Source organism: Novosphingobium sp. TK46 (assembly GCF_055361525.1).
Window position 1 is genome coordinate 78865 of record NZ_JBSZKB010000002.1, and the last position, 19565, is coordinate 98429.

The 19565-nt window shown below is 60.7% G+C and carries 15 protein-coding genes and 1 pseudogene; 12 read left to right on the top strand and 4 right to left on the bottom strand.

Annotation, left to right across the window (positions count from 1 at the left end; translation table 11 throughout):
- Positions 1-157 precede the first annotated feature (157 nt).
- The 11 genes and pseudogenes from ACXJ1Z_RS18560 to ACXJ1Z_RS18610 form a co-directional block, all read left to right on the top strand.
- A complete protein-coding gene (locus ACXJ1Z_RS18560) occupies positions 158-1552 on the top strand; it encodes a DUF389 domain-containing protein (RefSeq protein WP_463781515.1) in 1395 nt (464 codons plus the stop codon).
- On the top strand, positions 1549-2826 hold the full coding sequence (locus ACXJ1Z_RS18565) for a cation:proton antiporter (RefSeq protein WP_463781516.1): 1278 nt from the start codon (positions 1549-1551) through the stop codon (positions 2824-2826). The genes ACXJ1Z_RS18560 and ACXJ1Z_RS18565 overlap by 4 nt, the downstream gene beginning before the upstream one ends.
- Complete coding sequence (locus ACXJ1Z_RS18570; RefSeq protein WP_463781517.1) at positions 2823-4232, top strand: DUF2254 domain-containing protein; 1410 nt, start codon at positions 2823-2825, stop codon at positions 4230-4232. Before ACXJ1Z_RS18565 ends, ACXJ1Z_RS18570 begins: the two co-directional genes overlap by 4 nt.
- The gene (locus ACXJ1Z_RS18575; protein ID WP_463781518.1) at positions 4229-5437 is read left to right on the top strand and encodes an Aq_097 family APC-type transporter; all 1209 of its coding nucleotides are present in this window, start codon (positions 4229-4231) and stop codon (positions 5435-5437) included. Before ACXJ1Z_RS18570 ends, ACXJ1Z_RS18575 begins: the two co-directional genes overlap by 4 nt.
- A complete protein-coding gene (locus tag ACXJ1Z_RS18580; RefSeq protein ID WP_463781519.1) occupies positions 5437-6786 on the top strand; it encodes a chloride channel protein in 1350 nt (449 codons plus the stop codon). Before ACXJ1Z_RS18575 ends, ACXJ1Z_RS18580 begins: the two co-directional genes overlap by 1 nt.
- A 2-nt stretch (positions 6787-6788) precedes the next feature.
- The gene (locus ACXJ1Z_RS18585; RefSeq protein WP_463781520.1) at positions 6789-8585 is read left to right on the top strand and encodes an SLC13 family permease; all 1797 of its coding nucleotides are present in this window, start codon (positions 6789-6791) and stop codon (positions 8583-8585) included.
- A 97-nt stretch (positions 8586-8682) separates the two neighbouring features.
- Entirely contained in the window at positions 8683-11487 is a 2805-nt protein-coding gene (locus tag ACXJ1Z_RS18590) for a PAS domain S-box protein (RefSeq protein WP_463781581.1), read from the top strand.
- Between the two features lie 614 nt (positions 11488-12101).
- The gene (locus ACXJ1Z_RS18595) at positions 12102-14630 is read left to right on the top strand and encodes a sensor domain-containing phosphodiesterase (RefSeq protein ID WP_463781521.1); all 2529 of its coding nucleotides are present in this window, start codon (positions 12102-12104) and stop codon (positions 14628-14630) included.
- Positions 14631-14775: 145 nt separating this feature from the next.
- Positions 14776-15048: a hypothetical protein gene (locus ACXJ1Z_RS18600; RefSeq protein ID WP_463781522.1), complete on the top strand. Its 273-nt coding sequence runs from the start codon at positions 14776-14778 to the stop codon at positions 15046-15048.
- On the top strand, positions 15048-15686 hold the full coding sequence (locus ACXJ1Z_RS18605; RefSeq protein ID WP_463781523.1) for a glutathione S-transferase family protein: 639 nt from the start codon (positions 15048-15050) through the stop codon (positions 15684-15686). Before ACXJ1Z_RS18600 ends, ACXJ1Z_RS18605 begins: the two co-directional genes overlap by 1 nt.
- Positions 15687-16273: 587 nt before the next feature.
- Positions 16274-16472, top strand: a pseudogene (locus ACXJ1Z_RS18610) (IS110 family transposase); the annotation flags it as partial.
- Between the two features lie 321 nt (positions 16473-16793).
- On the opposite strand, the gene ACXJ1Z_RS18615 reads toward ACXJ1Z_RS18610, so the two are convergent.
- Positions 16794-17180, bottom strand: a complete 387-nt coding sequence (locus ACXJ1Z_RS18615; RefSeq protein WP_463781524.1) for a type II toxin-antitoxin system VapC family toxin — start codon at positions 17178-17180, stop codon at positions 16794-16796.
- The gene (locus tag ACXJ1Z_RS18620) at positions 17177-17470 is read right to left on the bottom strand and encodes an AbrB/MazE/SpoVT family DNA-binding domain-containing protein (RefSeq protein WP_463781525.1); all 294 of its coding nucleotides are present in this window, start codon (positions 17468-17470) and stop codon (positions 17177-17179) included. Before ACXJ1Z_RS18620 ends, ACXJ1Z_RS18615 begins: the two co-directional genes overlap by 4 nt.
- 215 nt (positions 17471-17685) lie before the next feature.
- On the opposite strand from ACXJ1Z_RS18620, the gene ACXJ1Z_RS18625 reads away from it, so the two are divergent.
- A complete protein-coding gene (locus ACXJ1Z_RS18625) occupies positions 17686-18330 on the top strand; it encodes a recombinase family protein (protein ID WP_463781526.1) in 645 nt (214 codons plus the stop codon).
- Positions 18331-18481: 151 nt separating this feature from the next.
- On the opposite strand, the gene ACXJ1Z_RS18630 is transcribed toward ACXJ1Z_RS18625, so the two are convergent.
- Together ACXJ1Z_RS18630 and ACXJ1Z_RS18635 are read right to left on the bottom strand one after the other, a co-directional pair.
- Complete coding sequence (locus ACXJ1Z_RS18630) at positions 18482-19066, bottom strand: TetR/AcrR family transcriptional regulator (RefSeq protein ID WP_463781582.1); 585 nt, start codon at positions 19064-19066, stop codon at positions 18482-18484.
- A complete protein-coding gene (locus tag ACXJ1Z_RS18635; protein ID WP_463781527.1) occupies positions 19063-19527 on the bottom strand; it encodes a nuclear transport factor 2 family protein in 465 nt (154 codons plus the stop codon). The genes ACXJ1Z_RS18630 and ACXJ1Z_RS18635 overlap by 4 nt, the downstream gene beginning before the upstream one ends.
- Between the last annotated feature and the right edge of the window lie 38 nt (positions 19528-19565).

The window sequence follows — 19565 nt, forward strand, 5'->3', positions numbered from 1 at the left end:
TGAAAACTCGCAAGACGGCCTCGCTCATGGCGACGCAGGGCTAAGGCGTTTCGCGCTATACCGCTGGTGGCGGAGCAGCGTCGTTGAACCGATCGATCATGAGGCAGTCGTAGCACGTATCGTCGAAGAGAGCGGGTGGTCTCCGCGCTATGCATTCATGACGATGATGTCCGCGGGCATCGCAGTTTTGGGACTGTTGCTGTCGTCTCCTGCCGTGGTGATCGGCGCAATGCTAATCTCACCGCTGATGAGCCCAATCCTCGGCTTTGGGTTCAGCCTAGCCCTGTTCGACTTCGCGGAAATGCGCCGTTCGGTGCTGGCGTTGGCGATCGGTGCAGTCGCGGCGGTGATCTTCACTGCGCTCATCGTCACCGTGTCACCGCTGCAGGCGCCCACGGCGGAAATCGTTGCACGTACACGACCCAACCTGTTCGATCTTGGGGTCGCGCTGTTCGCCGCGCTGGCCGGCAGCTTCGCCATCATCCGGGGCCGAGGCGAGACGATCGTCGGCGTCGCGATCGCCACGGCCTTGATGCCGCCGCTGGCGGTGGTTGGGTATGGCCTGGCAACCTGGAACCTGCCGGTGCTGGGCGGGGCGTTTGCCTTGTTCGTGACCAACTTTATCACCATTGCACTCTCCGCGACTGCCATGGCGCGCTACTATGGCTTTGGCCACTATCTCTCCAGTCGACAGAGCTGGGCTCAGACAATCGTGCTGCTGCTGGTCTTTGCCGTGATGGCCGTGCCTTTGGGACTATCGCTCAATCAGATCGCGCGTGAGGCGCTGATGGTGTCGCAAGTGCGCTCCCTTCTCAACGAGAGCTTCGGGGATGACGCACGCGTCACGCAGCTCGAGGTTGCGTTTGACCGCGATCCAATCACCATCCGCTCGGTCGTCATCACCCCACGCGGGCGGATACAAAGAACCCAGCAGCTGCAACAGGCAATCGAGCGCAAGCTCGACCGCACTGTACGGCTCGATATCGATCAGATCTTGCTCGAGCCCGGAGCCGATGCACTCGACGCACAGCGTGAAGAGCTGCGCCAAGCTGGCGACAAATCCGGGATCGATGCACAGCAAATGCGTACACTGACGCAGACCGTCGCGCTGATCACCGGCATCTCAGCGGATGATGTCACCGTTGATCGCGATCATCGTCGGGCAACTGCCGCAGCCGTGCCGCTCCCAGGTGCGACGCTCGAGACATACCGGACGTTGGAGGCGCGCGCCGCTGCCGCGACCAGTGGTTGGTCGATCACCATCTTGCCGCCGCAGGCACCGCTGCCGCAGGTCGCCTTTGCGGACAACGTCGACACGCTCGATGTTTCTGCACGCAATGCCGTTCTGACATCGGCCTGGGCGGCACGGCGCTGGAACGTGCCGGCTTTGTCGGTGCCAGGGCTTCCGGCGGAAGAGCCTTCAGCAAGGCCCAACCTGACACAAAGACGGGCGAAAGCTGTGGCGGCCTTGCTGATGTCCCAAGGCATAGCCCCGCAACCTGCGCCTCCCGCAGGACAACGCTTTACGCTCTCGAACGGCACGGTCCCATGATCGCCGGAGTGACGCTCAGTTCCTTCGATGCGGCAGCGATCCTAATTGTTCTGGCCGCCGCGCTGGGCTATGTGAATTTCCGCTTTCTCGGGCTGCCGTCCTCGATCGGCTTGACGGTCATGGGCGCGATCGCTTCATTGGTCGTCGTCGCGATCGACCGCTTGCTGCCGGGTGCAGACTTCGCGCACGATATTGTGCGGTTCATCGCCGGGATTGACTTTCAAACCACGCTTATGGACGGCATGCTATCGTTCCTGCTGTTCGCGGGAGCGCTGCACGTCGATTGGGGCGAGTTGCACCGTGGACGCTGGCCGATCATCGTGCTCAGCACGATCGGCGTGGCCTTGTCGACCGCCCTTGTGGGCGGCGGGTTCTGGCTGCTGGCACGGCTGGTCGGCTTCGAGTTCCCCGCCATCTGGTGTTTCGTGTTTGGTGCACTCATCAGCCCGACTGATCCGGTATCGGTGATGGGCGTGCTGAAGCGGGCCAACGTGTCACCCAGGCTCGAAGCGACGGTCGCTGGCGAAAGCCTGTTCAACGATGGCGTCGGCGTCGTGATCTTCACGATCCTGCTCGCCTCGGCCATTTCGGGTCAGGGGCTGACGATCTCGCACGCGGCGCAGCTGTTCGCGGTCGAGGCGGGCGGTGGCATCCTATTGGGCCTGGCGATCGGCTGGATCGCGTTTCGTATGATGCGCTCTATTGACGACTACAAGGTGGAGGTGCTGATCAGCCTTGCCGTGGTCATGGGCGGCTATGCCATTGCAAGGCCCCTGCACGTCAGCGGTCCCGTGGCCATGGCGGTGGCCGGGCTGATCATCGGCAATGCCGGCGTCGCCCATGCGATGAGCGACACCACGCGCGACTATCTGCACAAGTTTTGGGATCTGATCGACGACATCTTCAATACCGTGCTGTTCCTGCTGATCGGGCTGGAGGTCGTGACGATCACGAGCGACCCTCGGCTATTTCTGCTCGGAGCGGGCGCGATCCCACTGGCGCTCGCTTCGCGATCGGTGTCGGTGCTGTTGCCTCTGCGAGCGATCCGGCCGAGCCATCGCTATGGCCTCGTCGCACCGGTGACGCTGATCTGGGGCGGCCTACGCGGCGGAATCTCGATAGCACTGGCGCTTGGTCTGCCGGACGGCCCGGCGCGCTCGGTCATCCTTTCCGCCACCTATGTCGTCGTATTGTTTTCAGTGATCGTGCAAGGCGGAACGATCAAGCGCGTGCTGGAACGGCTTACCGCTGCTGATGCGGAGAAAAATGCATGAGAGCCCACCTGCTGCGATTGTCGAACGATTTGCGCGAAAGTTACTGGTTCGTGCCTACCGTGATGGCTGTTGGCGCGCTGCTGCTGGCGCTGGCGATGGTCTATGTCGACAGCCATTTCGGTTCAACCTGGATGGACCGGTTTCGGTGGCTCTACGCCGCTCGGCCCGACGGTGCGCGCAGCCTGTTGTCCTCGATCGGCGGATCAATGATCGGCGTGGCGGGTACGACCTTCTCGGTGACGATCGCCGCCGTGGTCTACGCCTCGGGGCAATATGGCCCGCGCTTGCTCAGCAACTTCATGTCCGATCGCGGCAACCAGGTCACGTTGGGCACCTTCATCGCCACCTTCGTCTATTCACTGGTGGTGCTTCGCACGATCCGCTCGGCCGGGGAGAGCGGCGCCGGCGCGCCCGCCTTCGTGCCGCAGCTTGCACTGCTGATCGCGTTGATCCTGGTTCTATGTTCGATCGCGGTGCTGATCTTCTTCATCCACCACGTGCCGATGCGGATCCACATCAACAACGTGATCGAGCGTATCGGCGATCGCCTGATCGAAGAGATCGGCAGCCGTTTTCCGGTGTTCGTCGGCGTGCCGCTCGTCGAACGGGCTGACGACGCGCGCATTCCATCGGCTTTCCGCGTCGATGCCACCGCCGCCGATTACGAACGACGGGCGCCGGTGCGTGCAAAGGACACCGGATACATCCAGCTGATCGACGAGAAGACGTTGCTGGAAGCCGCGCGGCAACACGATCTCGTGATCCGCCTGCAATACCAATCGGGTGACTTCACGCACAAAGGCAGTGTGCTGCTGGAAGCCTGGCCCTCCGAGCGCTGCGACGAGGATGCGGCCAAGGCATTGCGTGGGGCTTTCGCGGTCGGCTCGCGCCGCACCGCGCTTCAAGACCTGCGTTTCCTGATCGACGAACTGGTCGAGATTGCGGCACGCGCGCTGTCACCGGGGGTCAATGATCCCTTCACCGCCAACAGCTGCCTCGACTGGCTGGGCGCAGCTCTGGCGGACCTTGCCCGGCGTGACTTGCCGTCTCGCCTGCGCGCCGATGATGACGAGACATTGCGAGTGATCGCGCATCCCATTACGTTCGACGGCTTCCTCGACCGTGCCTTTGGCGCGCTCGCGCAATACGCGAGCGCCGACATGATCGCCGGCAAGCGCTTCCTCAATGCGCTGGGTGACGTCGCGCTCAGTTGCGACGATCCGGGAAGGATCGAGACGCTGGCCCGCCAGACGCGCGAGTTTCGCGCATTGGCCGAGATTAACCTGGAAGGTGCGTGCCGTCAGGCGGTGCTGATGCGAGCCGACGACCTGCTGCGTGCCTTGGCCGAGTCGGACTACAAGCGCCGGCTCCGCGACGGCAACGCCTGGCTGGGAGGGACCGCATGATCGTAACCGTCGCCCTTATCGTAGCCCTGCTGGTCACCGTCGCTCTCACCTTCGGTAAGTTTGCACGGTCCGATGGCTGGCATGCCACCGTCACTCCGCTGGCGTCGATCATCGGCTCCGGCTTTCTGATCTGCGGCCCCTTGCTGGCGCGCGAGTTCGGCAGCGCGGCGCTTGGTGCGATGGCGGTCCTTCTCGCCATCGCCTACGCCGCGGGCGCGGTGATCCGCTTCAATATCGTCCATGTCGAGAACCACCTTGCGACGGTACACTTCAACGACCCGGTCGCGTGGCTGGCCCGTGGCACGCAAGGCGTGCTGGCGCTCGCCTACGCTGTTTCGGTGGCCTACTACCTCAAGCTGCTGGCGGAGTTCTCGCTCAAGCCATTCGCGGTCGATCCAGGCTTGCAACCGCTGGCCGCGAACGTAATCGTCACTGTACTGATCGTGTTGATGACCCTGCTGGCGCTGGGCGGCAGCCTGCGCAAGGTCGAACACCTGGCGCATGGCACGGTCTCGATCAAGATCGGGATCATCGCCGGCCTGCTGGTGGCGCTCACGCTATCGTGGGTGATGAACGGCACGGTCGATCCGCTGCCTCCCGTCAAGTTGTCGTTTGCCAGCATACCCATGCTGCTGGGCTTGCTGATCACCGTCCAGGGCTTTGAGACGTCGCGCTATCTCGGTCACGCATATCCGCCCGAGCTGCGGGTTCGAACGATGCGCCATGCGCAGTGGATCTCTTCGGCGATTTACCTCGCCTTCATCGCTTTGCTCACGCCGTTCCTCACCCGCGCCGCAGCGACCGAGGGCGTCGCCGGCATCCTCGACATCATGAAGCTGATCGCGCCAGCGCTGGGCATCTTCGTGCTGGCCGGCGCGGTGTCGAGCCAGCTAAGCGCCGCGGTAGCGGACTCAATCGGCTCCGGTGGACTGGTCAACGAAGTCTCCCGGCGCAAGATCAGCATGCCCTTGGCGTTTGCGCTGGCAGGCGGCCTTGCCATCGTGATCGTCTGGTTGACCGATCCGTTCGAGGTCGTGGCGCTCTCGTCTCGCGCCTTCGCGCTGTTCTACGCGCTGCAGTGTGTCCTGGCCCTGATCGTGTCGATCAAGGACGGCAAGGGTACGGTTGCGCAGCGGATAGGCTTCGTTGCAATTGGACTCGTCTGCCTCGTAGCTGCCGCGGTCGGTGCGCCGGCGGAAGGCTGATGGCCAGGATCCCTGAACAGGCGCGCGATCTGCTGCGCGAGCACGGTCCGACCGCTCCAATCTGGCGGCGACGCGTCGCCATTCTGGGCGGAGCGGTTTTGATCGGGCTGGTCGCCCTCTTGTTCGCGCATGCTGCCGATTGGGCGGGAGGGCGGTTCGCAGCGCTGGTGGCGCGCTGGTGGTGGTCGCCGCTTATCGTCACGCCGCTGGGTTATGCCGCCATTGCTGGCCTGACGATCCGGCTCGCCCCGGAAGCCCGGGGATCGGGTATTCCGCAGGTAATGGCCGCGACCCACGACCCCGATCATGCGATGTCCAAGCTCGTCTCGGCGAAGACTGTCATCGTGAAGCTGTTCTTGACGATCGGAACGCTGCTCGTCGGCGCCTCGACAGGGCGTGAAGGGCCTACGGTTCAGGTCGCGGCATCGATCATGGGTTATGCTCACCGACTGATGGCCATTCCGTTGCGGGCGTCGGTGTTCATCGCCGGGGGCGCCGCAGGCGTGGCGGGAGCATTCAACACGCCGCTCGCAGGGGTTGCTTTCGCGATCGAGGAACTGGCCGCCGCCTACGAGCAGCGCATGACGCTGCTGGTGATGACCGCGGTCCTCATCGCCGGCATGACCAGCCTTGGGCTATCAGGCGACTACGTCTATTTCGGGGTCATGCGACAGACGCTCTCGATCCGGGAGACAATGCTGGCGGCTCCGGTCGCAGGTGTGCTCGGCGGGCTCATGGGCGCGTTCTTCTCGCGCGCGGTGCTGGCCACTGGGCGGACGCGCTGGACGCCGGTCGCGCGCCTGCGCGCTCGCCCCGTTGTGTTCGCCGGATCGCTGGGAATGGTGGTCGCGATCGTCGGCGTGGCGAGCGGGCTGACCTGGGGCACCGGCTACGACGCCGCGCGAGGCATCATTACCGGTGCGGACATGCCGCACTGGTTTGGCATCGCCAAGCTGGTGACAACCCTGGCTACGGCGGTGTCGGGCATGCCCGGCGGCATCTTTGCCCCATCGCTCGGGGTGGGCGCGGGCGTCGGCGACATGCTGCGCTGGCTGTTTCCCACTTATCCCGGCGGTGCGATCGTGCTGCTCGGCATGGTCGCCTACTTCACCGGGGTCGTCCGCGCACCGCTGACCGCGGTCATTATCATCTCCGAGACAACCGCTAGTCGTGGGCTGATGATGCCGCTGCTCGCCTCTGCGTTGATCGCGGACTTCGTCGCGCAAACGGTCTCGAAGGAGCGGTTATACCACGCCCTCTCTCAAGGGTTCCTGCCGGCACGCGAACGTAATGCGGCGATCGATCCGTACAATAAGCCCGAGCCCCCGAACTTGACCGAATCGCGCTGATCTTGCTTTCGCTCGGCGCCCCCCAACCCCATGCCATCGGCGCGATGCTGCTCACCGGTGCGATGTTCTACGGCTTCGTATCGGGACGTGCGCGGGTCGAGATTATCTCGCTGGCGACGATCAGCGCGATCGCCCTGGGGCTCTACTGGTATCCGTTGTCCGGCCAATCTCCGACCGACGGGCTCAAGCTGGCATTTGAGGGTTTCGGCCATTACGCCCTGATCACGATCTGCGCGCTCATGGTGCTGGGGCGCGGGCTGGTGACGACCGGTGCACTCGAGCCGGTGTCGCGGCTTCTCACTCGAGTATGGCGCTTCAACCGGCAGGTTGGCCTGCTGGTAACATTGCTGCTGGCCTTTGCCATGAGCATGATGGTCAACGACACGCCGGTACTCGTCCTCATGCTGCCGGTGATGGCGGCAATCGCGGCGAACGGCGGAATGCCGGCGTCGCGTACGCTCATCCCGGTCAATAGCGCGGTGCTGATCGGCGGCATGTCCACAACCATCGGCACCTCGACCAACCTGCTGGTGGTGTCGATCGCCGGCGATCTCGGCATGCCGCCGATGTCGGTTTTCCATTTCACGCCCATCGTGCTGCTGGCCGCTCTCGTCGCTTTGCCGTTCATCTGGCTGGTCATGCCGCGGCTGCTTCCCGACAATTCGGTCGAGGCAGGACACGAGCCCCGCCGCTTCTCCGCCGTGCTTCGCCTTCGCGACAATGCGATGTCGCACGGGCTTTCTCCGCAGCTCGTTGCCGCCCGGCTACCAACCGGTGTGGAACTGCTTGGAAGCGCCGGATCGAGTGGTCGTCTCTTGGTGCGGGCGACGCATGCAGACCTGGAGGAGACGATGCGCATCCTCGGAGCCACCGCGGCTCCTGCATGGCTGATGGATCGTTTGCACGCGAGCTATGGCGATACTGGCGAAGACCTCACCGTTGCCGAGTTGGCGGTGACGAAGGACTCCGGGCTCGGCGGCAAGGGGGTGGCATCCGCCAACGTTGCCGAGCTGTACAATGTCGCAATCCTTGGCGTGCACCGGGTACGCCGTTCCTGGCTGGCTACCCCGCCGGAGGATGTCCTGACCGATGAGCCATTCGATGAAGGGGACATTCTGCTTGTCGCGGGAGCACTTGGCAGCATCGAGCAGATGTCGCTTGCCGAGAACATGCTGGTTCTTGAAGGGGCGAAGGAGCTGCCCCGCACGGTCAAGGCACCGCTGGCGCTGGCTATCATGGGATGCGCCGTGGTGCCAGCTAGCATCGGGCTTGTTCCGATCGCAATCTCAGCGCTGGGCGGCGCTATCGCGATGCTGGTCACCGGCTGCGTCCGTTTCGACCGGATCGGCCGGGCGCTGTCGGCGAAGGTCGTCGTCTTGGTCGCCGCGAGCATTGCGATCGGCCGCGTCGTGCTAGAAAGCGGCGCGGCGACGTGGCTGAGCGAACTTATGGCGCTGGGATTACAATTCCTGCCGCCGGCGGGCGTGCTAGCCGCCGTGATGCTGTTCGTCACGGTGCTCACCAATTTCGCCTCTAACACTACAGCCGCCACCGTAGGAACGCCGATCGCTTTCAGCCTGGGACAGCAGCTGAACATCCCTGTCGAACCGCTGGTCCTCGCCGTCCTGTTCGGCTGCAATCTGTGTTACGCGACCCCTGTCGCTTACCAGACCAACATGCTGATCATGTCGGCGGGTGATTATCGATTTGTAGATTATACCCGAACCGGCCTGCCGCTGGTGGCGATCATGGTGGTGACCCTGTCTGGTCTGCTCGTGCTCAGCTACGGCCTATACTAGTTACAAGGCCGGCGGTTCTATGTCCTTGTTGAATTTTCGGGCATTTATCATTGCAACTTTTAGATCCTCTTCGAGCAGGTGAGACAGGATGACGAAGATGGTAGAAAGCAGCGCTCGTTATCAGGCAATCTTCGAAAGCGCTGTTGATTTCGCCATCATCGGACTTGGTCCCGATGGCTTGATCACCGATTGGAATACCGGCGCCGAACGCACCTTTGGCTGGACAGCCGAGGAAATCTGCGGGCAGCCGGCAGATCGCTTCTTCACGCCTGAAGATCAGGCGGCCGACCGAGCCGGGGTCGAGATGCGCTGCTCGCTGTCACAAGGCAGAGCGACAGACGAACGCTGGCACTTGAAGAAGGATGGATCGCGGTTCTGGGCTAATGGCGAGATGATGCCGCTGCGCTCTGCGCAAGGTGAGCACATCGGCTATGTCAAGATTCTCCGGGATCGCACTCAGCAGCGCATGCTTGCCGAAGAGACAAGCCGAGACGCCGCATTCCTTCGTAGCGTCCTCGATTCATCCGACGATTGCATCAAGGTTCTCGATCTGAACGGTAACCTCCTGTCGATGACAGAGGGCGGTATGCGGGTGATGGAAGTCGGCAACTTCGAAGAGATCCGTGGCTGTGCCTGGACCAGCTTCTGGACGGATCAGGGTAATGCCGATGCCAAAGCTGCTGTCGTGAAGGCGCTTGGTGGCGAAGCGGCGCATTTTCGCGGCCCGGCGAAGACCCTGGCCGGCACGCCAAAATGGTGGGACGTCAAGGTCACACCGATCTTCGGACTTGATGGCAGGCCCGAAAAGCTGTTGGCAGTCTCACGCGACGTCTCAATTCAGCGCCGAGCGGAGCTCAATCGAGATGCGTTGCTGGAACTCGGTGATCGCCTGCGTGAGTGCAACTCGGCCTCTGAGATCGCCTTTGCAGCGGCCAACATCCTGGGACGGACGCTGGCCGTCGATCGCGTGGGGTACGGCGAGGTCGAGCCGACGACGGAAACTTTAACGATTGAACGCGATTGGACAGCGCCGGGCATCGCCTCGGTTCAGGGCGTCGTCCACTTTCGCGATTACGGCTCGTACATCGAAGACCTGAAGCGCGGCCAAGACGTCGTGATCGACGGTGGTTCCGTCGATCGGCGGGCAAATACCGAAGCGTTGCGGCAGGCAGCGGCGTCCGCGTTGGTCAACGTCCCCATCATGGAGCGAGGTGCGCTGGCAGCAATCCTCTTCGTCAACCAAGGCGACCCACGTGATTGGACACAGGCGGAGATCGCCTTCGTTCGTGAGGTCGCCAATCGTACGCAAGCGGCGATCCGGCGGTATCGTGCAGAGGCACGGCTGAATGAACTCGCTGCCTCACTCGAGGAGCAGGTCGAGCAGCGCACTGCAGATCGGAACCGCCTGTGGACTTTGTCGCGCGACATCATGCTTGTTGCCGGTTTTGACGGCGAGATCTCAGCCGTCAATCCTGCGTGGATGACGACGCTTGGCTGGTCGGAAACCGAGCTGCTGTCGCGCAATTTTCTCGATCTCGTCCATCCTGAGGATCTGATTGCTACGCAGAACGCCGCGGGCGCGCTGGCAGAAGGTACTGTCATCGGTCGGTTCGATAACCGGTATCGCCACAAGGACGGCAGCTACCGCACTCTGACGTGGACAGCAGCACCCGGCGATGGGCTCATCATTGCTGTTGCCCGAGACACCACAGCGGAACAGCAACAGGCTGAAGCGCTGCGTCTTGCTGAGGAGGCTCTGCGACAAGCCCAGAAGATGGAAGCGGTTGGCCAACTCACTGGTGGTCTAGCGCACGACTTCAACAATCTGCTCACCGGCATGATGGGAAATCTCGAACTACTCCAGCGCCGCGTCGCTCGCGGTCGTCTGGAGGATCTCGACCGGTTCATCAATGCAGCCCAAGGCGCTGGCCGGCGTGCAGCCGCGCTTACTCAGCGGTTGCTGGCTTTCTCACGGCGGCAGACGCTCGACCCCAAGCCAACTGACATAAACCGACTGATCACAGGTTTCGAAGAGATACTGGTCCGAACGGTAGGTGCGACTGTCGACATTGAGATTGTCGGTGCGATCGGGCTTTGGCCTGCCGAAGTCGATGCGGGCCAGCTCGAGAACGCCATCCTCAACCTTTGCATCAATGGTCGCGATGCTATGCCAGACGGGGGTAGGCTGACCATCGAAACCGCCAACAAGTGGCTCGATGATCGCGCGGCCAAGGACCGCGACATCCCTGCGGGCCAATACATTTCCGTGTGTGTGACGGACAGTGGCACGGGTATGACACCCGACGTGATCGAACGGGTATTCGAACCGTTTTTCACCACCAAGCCGCTCGGACAAGGGACCGGCCTGGGTCTGTCCATGATCTACGGCTTCGCGCGGCAATCAGGCGGCTACGTCCGCATCTACTCTGAGGTCGATCAAGGCACCACGGTCTGCATCTATCTTCCACGCTATCATGGAGACATCGCAGATGACGAGGTTGAGACCCAGCGCCTGGCGGCAGAGGCATCTGGAGGACAGACGATCCTGGTCGTAGATGATGAGGCGACGATCCGTCATCTCATCGACGAGGTGCTGGACGAAAGTGGGTACACGGTCATCGGAGCGGCAGACGGAGCCGCGGGGTTAAAGGTTTTGCAGTCCGGCGCCCGCATCGAACTGCTGATCACCGACGTTGGCCTGCCCAACGGGATGAATGGGCGACAGGTGGCTGATCAGGCCCGCGTGCTACGGCCTGGATTGAAGGTATTGTTCATCACTGGCTTTGCAGAGAACGCTGCGGTGGGCAATGCCCACCTGGAAGCCGGTATGGAACTGCTCACCAAGCCTTTCACGCTGGAAGCGTTGACGGGCAAGGTTGCCGCTATGCTCAGGTTGTCTTGAATTTGCCTGCGTAGCTTTACAGTGGCCTTCCCGCCAGCGCATTCGGTAAGCAGCTCCCTTCATTTGGCGCCAGCATCGGGCTCTGTGCGCTGAAGGACTATTTGAGGCGGGCCAGAAGGTACTTCCATCTGACATAGGGCCAGTTCAGGTTTGCCGGCCCTTTCCCTTTGTTCTTTCCATAATTCGTACGGAGCAATCACGAGCCGAGCAGTCACCGCGCCCGCCGATCCATAGATTGGAATCTGCGAAGCCAGATGGTTCACGGCCGTTTGCCATGATGGACTGACCTGAGCCGCGACCGTAAGTGCGTTACCGGCCACACTGCCCACAAAGTCACCCTTGCCGATTGCGTGTGGGAACACCCCCCGGATCCACATCCGCACAAAAAGCTTTCTTGCCATCCGCCGCCGATATCAACCCCTAGCACCACATGTCCCAAGGATCACGTTCCGGAAAGCGCCCATAAAGCCTCCGTCACAACATGTTGGTGTTGTAAAGCCACTGCTTGACCTGTTCGGGCCACTCCCGTGATATGTGTTCAGCCGTTGTCGTGGCAGTGCCGCTTAGCAGGAAGAAGATAAGACACATTAATCTGTTTCTGGCAACTGGATGCGATGATCGAAGGGTTGAAACTTAGCGAGACGCTTGAGGCTGCGCGGCTGACGAGCCTACTAAATCTGGGCATTCTCGATACGGCGCCTAGTCGGGGATTTGATGAGATCACCCGCTTGGCGGCACTTGCCTGCAATGCCGAGGGCGCGGCGATCACGTTGATCGATGAAAAACGTGGCTGGTTCAAATCGCGCATTGGTTTGGATGCTACGGAAGTCCCACGCGAAAACGCGTTGTGCAGCCTCGATATCAACTCTGTTGACCCTCTGATCATTCCCGACACGTGGGATGATGACCGCTGTAGAGACAATCCTCTAGCCTCCGGACTGGAGGGAATTCGGTTTTATGCTGGTGCTTCGCTGATCGCAGCATCTGGTCATTCGATAGGCCGGCTGTGCGTGTTCGCCCGGGCTGCTCGTGACGGGCTATCCGTTCAACAGATCGAAGCGCTAGCCGATCTTGCCAGCCTCGCAATGGGACTCATCGAAGCTCGCAACATCCGCCATATCGGTCACATCGCGAGCCAGGTCGTCGATGTCACATCAGACGCCATTCTATGCGCTGATGAGGCCGGCACGATCATGTTTTGGAATGCAGCTGCGGAAAACATGTTTGGCCGCGCTGCACAAGATGTCATCGGCTCCAAGCTCGACATCATTGTGCCACCCTCGCTCAGGGCTGCGCACGGATCCGGTTTCGCGAAGGCAGCTGCTGGTGGGCACATGAAGCTTGCTGGGCAATCAATCGAACTCGTCGCGGTCAGAGCGGATAAATCAGAGTTTCCAATCGAGTTGTCGTTGGGCCGTTGGCACGATGAGGCAGGTAGGTCGGCCTTCGCCGCGATCATCCGCGATGTATCCTCGCGCAAGCTGCTGGAACGAGAGCGTGAGCAAGCACGTACGTTCCTCGATACGGTCATCGAGAATCTGCCAGCAATGCTGTTTGTGAAGAATGCAGACACTCAACGCTATTTGCTCATGAACAAGGCTGGCGCCGAGATCGCCGAACTACCGCAAGATGAGTTCGTCGGCCGGACCGACAGTGAGCTCTTCCCCGGCCAGGGAGAAGCCTACGAAGCACGCGATCGTGCCGCATGCGCGTCGTCTGGGACGCATGTTTTCGAAAGCGAGCACTTGCGTACCGATGGCCAACGTCGAAGCCTTCGAACGAAACGCCTGATGATCGATAATGGCGTTGGTGCTCCTCGCTATCTGCTGGGTCTGACGGAAGACTTGACCGAAGTCAGACAGGCTCAGGCCGAAATTCAGCGTCTTGGTGCATATGACCCGCTTACAGGTCTGCGAAATCGGGCGAGCTATACAGAACGCCTTGATGCGCTGGTGGCCACGGACACGCCTTTCGCTCTGCTCAGCATCGACCTTGATCGCTTCAAGGTGGTCAATGACCAGTTTGGTCACCTCGTTGGTGATGCCGTCCTAGCGGACGTGGCTTTGCGCCTTAGCGGCCTGGCATCTTCGGGCGATTTGCTGGCTCGGATCGGTGGCGATGAATTCATCATGGTACTCATTGGAGAAACAGCAGCACTCAGGGCCGATGCCGTAGCTCAGTCGATCATCGCAGCCATGGACGCTCCGATTGCCACTAATCGCATTCGTGCGCATGTAGGGGCAAGTGTAGGCGGCGCGGTGTATCCGCACGATGGCGCGACGGCTGAAGCAGTGCGGCAAGCCTCGGACCTCGCGCTTTATCGCGCGAAGAAACAAGCGCACGGGATAGCTTGTTTCTACAACCAAGCCATGGATGCGGCGGCTCGTGACCGGCACTCCCTTGAAATCGACTTGCGTGACGCAATCGAGAACGACGCCATCAGCCTTGTCTTCCAACCCGTCATCTCGTTGGATACGAGGCACGTGACGAGCTTTGAGGCTTTGGCACGGTGGACGCACCCGACCCGCGGCGCGGTCTCTCCGGCAGATTTCATCAGCCTTGCCGAGGATTGCGGCTTGATTGAAGGCCTGGGTACCCGACTACTCTCCAAGGCTTGTGCCGAAGCGGTCACATGGCCTGGTCATATCCGGGTCGCCGTGAACCTATCGCCCATCCAGTTTAAAAGTGGGCGGCTTTGCGCAAGTGTACGAGAGATCCTGCGGGAGACGGGTCTTGATGCTCAACGCCTGCAGCTCGAAGTCACCGAAGGGCTACTCATCCGAGATGTCGAGCGAACGTTCGAGCAGCTGCAACAGCTCAGAGCGTTGGGCATCCAAATCCTGATGGATGATTTTGGCGTTGGCTACTCCTCGCTAAGCTACTTCGAGCGCTTCACTTTTGACAAGGTCAAGATTGATCGATCGTTCGTCGATACTGCTCCGGTCTCGCCGGCATCGCGGGCGATAATAAAAGCGGTCGTGCAGCTTGGAGTCACGCTCGGTATGGGGATTGTCGCTGAGGGGATCGAGACAAGTGAACAGATGGCAATGATCGCCGATTTTGGCTGCACCCATGCACAAGGATACCTGCTCGGACGGCCAATTGATCCCGAGCAAGTAACCTTGTCTTTGCTGCCTAACTGATACCATGCTGGTCGCTCAAACCGTCTTTTCTTTCTTGCCAAATTCGACCATTTGCCCACCCCCGCTTTGCGGCCTCTCTGAATGCGATTGATCCAGAAACCTAAGTAGCCCTAGATCTATAGTTGTATTCAACTTGGCTAGAGAAGTGAGCCTCCCGAAACCATTGCTTGGTCCTCCACCAAATCCGCTCTTCCCGTGCGAAAATCGCAAGGCCGAAGAAATTGACGAGCGGGCATTCGCATCGCTTTTCAGCGTTCCGTATCTCTGCCATTTCTCTCGGATCGCCGACCGCAATCCTCTGATGCCTACTTCATCGCGCGAAGCGGGAACCGTCAGCGTCACAAATCGCTCAATGGCGAAGGTCGCCTCCAACGACCTATTCGCCAGCCGTATGACGATGATTGAGGAGCGTAAGTGATGAAGCTTTATTGGGGACCGCACACCTGCGCGATCGGCACTCACATCCTTCTAGAAGAGATTGGCCGGCCTTATGGGGTCGAGAAGATCGATGTGGCCGGCGGCGCCACGGAGGAAGCCTGGTTCAAGGCGATCAATCCAAAGTCCAAAGTGCCCACTCTTGTGCTAGAGGACGGCCGCACCCTTACCGAGTTCGGCGCCATTGCAGTCTGGCTTGCAAGGCAAGCTCCCGACCTGAAGCTCATCCCCAGTAATCCTGACGAGGAAGAGCGCGCCTTGTCGCTGATGGACTATACGGTGGGTACGATCCACAGCCAGGGGTTTGGCCGCGTGTTCAAGCCGGAAAAGTTCGAGCCGCAGGATCCGGTCCATCAAACGCTGGGATTAGGCCAGGGTTCGGTGAAGCAGTTAGGTCGCCAGATGATACAAGAGGCTTTTGCTATCGTAGACAGCCAGCTTGGCACCCGTGAGTGGGCAGCAGGCGACACGTTTGGCATCGCGGACGCGGCCTTGTTCTATGTCGAGCGCTGGGCACCCGAGGCGGATATTGACTTGCCCCCTAACGTTGCGGCCCACTTCAACCGGCTGAAAGTAAGACCTGCCGTTGCAAGGGTGATGCAGCTTTGGGGCGAGGACTAGGCAATGCTTGGATTGCACTCACCAAGTTGATCGAGGCGGGCTTATGCGAGCTGCGCGGCCCGTCCCCAAAGATGCCCGGCGATCGAGACTGGCCGCGCTGTCGCGATTGCGACGGTGGACATGGAAAGCCGGCGCCAGGTCCGCTATGCTGGCATGAGCCCATTCCGGACAGGCCATTCGCACCCCAGATAGCGCCATCAACAAAATGATGGCAGGGACCGATGCCACTTCAGTAAGGCTGAAAGACGTTTGCGTGCGGCGGAATATGAAACCTATGTTATGGCTTCCAACTAGCCGACACAAGCAACATGGATTACTCTACTCTAGTCTGAAAGCTTACGCATGATAGACATTGTCTCAAAATATCGCCTGCTTGCGAGTGGACAAAGACTGGCCGCTGAGAGTGAGGTTAACGCTACGGTTATACGGCAGCACCTTGAGTTAGCCGCTATCTTTGATGCTCGCGCCAATTTACTGAGAGAAGACGTCGACACGGACCTGACCTGATCAAACGACTGCCGAAACTCGTCAATGTGCATTATTACGGGTTGAGGGAAGGTACGCTTGGTCATGCCTAAATGATTAGCCTGCGCTCGCTGCTCTACGAAGCCGCCACGACGATCCTGACGCGCGTTCATGCCGACAATGCATGCGGACGTGGGGGCTAAAGCTTCGCGAAAGCTTGGCTTCAGACGGGCGGCTGTCGCCGTCACAGGCAAGCTGGCCGTCATCATGCATGCCATGCTGCGATCCAGCGATCTGTTTAACCGGACGGCTGCCGCCTGATCCCGCAACGAGCTTGGACGCGCTGCTCGAAGCGCCCCGAGGCGTCCCTGCCGGGACGTGAGCCGGATCATCCCGAGGAACAGGTTTTGCACCACCCTGCCCAGCACAAGGCATGTGCGCCCGAAAAGCTCCGCTCCGTGGACACCCATTACGGGGCGACACCTATCGACCGCGAAGACGACCTGTTCCCGATTGCTTTTACCCCGAAACAGTCCTTCAGACACCGGGGAAATGGGACTGCTGCGAGTGCGTGGAACGCGCGCTTTCGGACGGCCCTACGAGCTGCCGAAAGGTCCGGAACTGGGCCGTGAGCCGCCCCGGCTATCGTATGTGCTCGAGCTTCAAACCCTTTACCTTGACCCTCTTCCACTCGCGATCGGCAGTCAGTGCTGGAACGCCAATCTGTATGGCTAGCGCAAGGCAGGATCGATCCCCCAAGCCACGACCATATTGGCGTGTCTGGGCGTGCAGCCCCGCAGCCGCATATGCCGCACTGGCATCATGCGTGCGAACGTCGAGGCGAAGCTCATCCAGCAGTTCACGGGTGGTTGCCTCATCCAAGCCGCTGAGTAGCAGTTCCTTGATCACTTCTTGGAGATTGACCGCCGAAATTGCAGCACGCCCGACATGCGGTACAACCTTATCGGCGCCTGGCTCGTCTCGAACCAGCGCCAAAACCGCGGATGCGTCGAGAACGACGGATGTCATTGTCCGTCTCGACCCTGATCACCTGATGCAACCTCACCAAAGTCGGCGGCAGCTTCGGTCTTTCTGTCATTGAGGAAGTCCTCGGTTGTCCGGAGCTGCTTGGCATGCTCGCGATAAAGTGCCTGCGCACGAGACACCCCATGTCCAATCGGAAACAGGCGCACCTGATCATCCTCAACCGTCAGAATGACCTTTGCCTCTCCATGCAAACCCATCACCTTGCGCACTGACGCAGGCAAGACCACGAGGCCATTCCCTGCCACCTTCACATCGATTGTTTGCGTTGCCATGGCGTCATCTCATATACCTGTGTCCAGTATCAGCGCTATGCCACGCTCCTTGGTGTGTTATAAGAAGGTGACGTGGCAGATTGGCGATGTGGCATTAATCTGCGGTGCCTTTAGGGTATACCTTTTGAAGACCGGCCTCGATTTGGTGCTTTATTGGGCTAATAACCAATCAAAAAGGACTGGATAAACAAGTACCACGTATCGCAGACCAAGCCATGTTCATCCGTGCCTATCTCCGTGCTTCCACTTCCGAACAGGACGCATCACGTGCTCGCGGTGCCCTCGATGCGTTCGCGGTCGACCAAGGTCTGCGTATCGCGGCGCGCTATGTTGAAAACGAAAGTGGAGCCAGGCTGGATCGGCCCGAGTTGTTTCGCCTGCTGGCCGACTGCGAACCCGGTGACGTGCTACTGGTGGAGCAGGTCGACCGGCTATCCCGCCTTACCTCATCGGACTGGTTGCGGCTGCGCGGGCTGATCGACGCCAAGCGGGTTCGTATCGTGGCGCTCGATCTGCCGACATCCTGGAACTTGGCGATGCCGACAGACGAGTTCACCGGTCGCATGTTCGCAGCGGTAAACGCCATGATGCTCGACGTCCTCGCGGCGGTTGCGCGAAAGGACTATGAAGATCGACGTCGTCGTCAGGCGGAGGGCACCGCCAAGGCCAAGGCAGCTGGCCTTTATAAGGGGCGCCCTGAAAACAAACCCCGCAACGCCGCCATTTCATCTATGCTGGGTGATGGCCGCAGCTGGCGGGAGATCATGGATGCAACCGGATGCAGCCGCACCTTGCTTGCCAAGATCGCTCGCGACCGCCGGCTGCGAAAAGCTGAAATGATGGTCGAAGCGAGCAGCTAAATCATTCCCGTAACTCCATCTCCATCGCGCCATTTCGGGAAAACAGTTTCGGGAACGGATTTTGGGAATCTTGTTTTGGCTAAGCCGTGTTTGAGCCCCCCTGCCCTGCCGCAATCCCAGCAGGCCTTCCTTTTTTGGGAAGGAAGATTGGCTAGCGGCTATACCGTGCAAGGGTGTCGAGCAGAACCGCTTCGTGCCGGCCTACACTCCTCCCGAAGGCTGCTTCCTCACCCAGCGCCCGCGACAGGATGATCGCGCCCTGAATACCGCAAACCGTCTCCTCCGCGAGTGGTCGAGCCTGCGAAGGCGGAACGTGGCCGGCTTCGAGACACCGCGCCAGCGTCGATATCCAGCGGGCAAAGTAGTTCCTAACCCTGCTTGCGAAGGCGTCTCCGGAAGAACCCAGGCTGATCCAACCGACGAGACACACTCTCCCGCCAGATCGGAAATAGGCAGTCACCTCCTCGATCATGGACCGGATCGCCGTTGCCGGATCGCCGGGCTGCTCAAGAGGGGTGAAAATCGCCGCGCAGAACCAGCCGTCTATGTCGGCTAGAACCGCGTCCATCATCTCCTCCTTCCCGCCGGGAAAGAAGTTGTAGAGGCTGCCTTTGCCCAAGCCGGTTGCCTGCGAAAGGATCGCTAGACTCGCCCCCTCGAAGCCGTGTTCGCGGAACGCCTCCGCCAGTGCCGGTATGGCACTGGCCCGATCGGTGAGGGTACGCTTCGGGTTCAGAGGTCGAGGTCGCTCAGCGAGGGATGATCGTCCGGGCGACGTCCGAGCGGCCAGTGGAACTTGCGCTCACGTTCCGTGATCGGGAGATCGTTGATCGAGGCGATGCGGCGAGCCATCAGACCGGCGTTATCGAACTCCCAATTCTCATTGCCGTAGGACCGGAACCAGTTGCCGCTGTCGTCACGCCATTCATAGGCGAACCGCACCGCGATCCGGTTATCCTCGTGCGCCCAGAATTCCTTAATGAGGCGATAATCCAGCTTCTTCGCCCATTTGCGTGCAAGGAGGGTGACGATCGCCTCCCGACCCGCCAGAAACTCGCCTCGGTTCCGCCAAACACTGTCGGGCGTGTAGGCCAGCGACACCTTCTCCGGATCGCGGCTGTTCCATGCATCTTCGGCCATGCGGACTTTCTGTGCCGCTGTCTCTGAGGTGAATGGTGGCAGTGGAGGTCGGGACATATTTGCACCTGCAAGCTAGTTGTACTGTTCGGTACAAC

What these genes read in the sequence shown, in the direction of transcription:
- ACXJ1Z_RS18560 (WP_463781515.1), top strand. Translation starts at nt 158, where the DNA reads ATGACGATGATGTCCGCGGGCATCGCAGTTTTGGGACTGTTGCTGTCG.
- ACXJ1Z_RS18565 (WP_463781516.1), top strand. Translation starts at nt 1,549, where the DNA reads ATGATCGCCGGAGTGACGCTCAGTTCCTTCGATGCGGCAGCGATCCTA.
- ACXJ1Z_RS18570 (WP_463781517.1), top strand. Translation starts at nt 2,823, where the DNA reads ATGAGAGCCCACCTGCTGCGATTGTCGAACGATTTGCGCGAAAGTTAC.
- ACXJ1Z_RS18575 (WP_463781518.1), top strand. Translation starts at nt 4,229, where the DNA reads ATGATCGTAACCGTCGCCCTTATCGTAGCCCTGCTGGTCACCGTCGCT.
- ACXJ1Z_RS18580 (WP_463781519.1), top strand. Translation starts at nt 5,437, where the DNA reads ATGGCCAGGATCCCTGAACAGGCGCGCGATCTGCTGCGCGAGCACGGT.
- ACXJ1Z_RS18590 (WP_463781581.1), top strand. Translation starts at nt 8,683, where the DNA reads ATGGTAGAAAGCAGCGCTCGTTATCAGGCAATCTTCGAAAGCGCTGTT.
- ACXJ1Z_RS18595 (WP_463781521.1), top strand. Translation starts at nt 12,102, where the DNA reads ATGATCGAAGGGTTGAAACTTAGCGAGACGCTTGAGGCTGCGCGGCTG.
- ACXJ1Z_RS18605 (WP_463781523.1), top strand. Translation starts at nt 15,048, where the DNA reads ATGAAGCTTTATTGGGGACCGCACACCTGCGCGATCGGCACTCACATC.
- ACXJ1Z_RS18615 (WP_463781524.1), bottom strand. Translation starts at nt 17,180, where the DNA reads ATGACATCCGTCGTTCTCGACGCATCCGCGGTTTTGGCGCTGGTTCGA.
- ACXJ1Z_RS18620 (WP_463781525.1), bottom strand. Translation starts at nt 17,470, where the DNA reads ATGGCAACGCAAACAATCGATGTGAAGGTGGCAGGGAATGGCCTCGTG.
- ACXJ1Z_RS18625 (WP_463781526.1), top strand. Translation starts at nt 17,686, where the DNA reads ATGTTCATCCGTGCCTATCTCCGTGCTTCCACTTCCGAACAGGACGCA.
- ACXJ1Z_RS18635 (WP_463781527.1), bottom strand. Translation starts at nt 19,527, where the DNA reads ATGTCCCGACCTCCACTGCCACCATTCACCTCAGAGACAGCGGCACAG.